Below are 583 nucleotides of genomic sequence, written 5' to 3'. Positions count from 1 at the left end.
ACATTCGCTTTACCGGACCAAATAAAGCCGAGTAAGCACATCTCTTTTACGCTGTGAGTTTTGGGTTAGACAACACGTTTATAAAATCTGTTGTGTAACCCTTTACATTCACAGCAATGATATTTACCTCATCATTAACCTACAAGATACTGATTAGTTTATAAGCTAATTCACAGTCTTAGTGAATAATTTCATTATTTTTAAATCTCTTAATAACGGAGAAAAATAATGAAAAACATCATCTTAGTATCTTTAGTCACTCTCTTATCCTTCCCTACTCTTGCTGAAACTTGCGGTCAACACCTTGATAAAGGCATACCTTCAAGCAACAGCGATCAGTTCCTTTGCAGAGATGGCTATGCGGTTGGGTACAACTACAACACCAAAAATGCAGACTGGGTTGCTTACCACATTACCGCGGAAAGCGTGAACATCACCAACAAACGCAGTAACGCCTTCCAAGAAGACACTGAAATGCCGGATTACGCACGCTCTACCCTAGCGGACTACAAAGGCTCAGGATACGACAGAGGGCACCTTGCGCCGTCAGCGACAATGGATTTCACCCAAGAGTCAATGAAGC

General features: G+C 41.5%; 1 protein-coding gene. It reads left to right on the top strand.

All coding sequences use genetic code 11. From position 1 onward, the window contains the following. Window positions 1-228: 228 nt before the first annotated feature. The coding region (locus R7R24_RS28855; protein ID WP_318120478.1) for a DNA/RNA non-specific endonuclease at window positions 229-583 on the top strand (355 nt) is incomplete at its 3' end.

Source organism: Vibrio sp. 704 (genome assembly GCF_033339295.1).
This window is presented reverse-complemented; position numbering and strand designations above follow the sequence as displayed.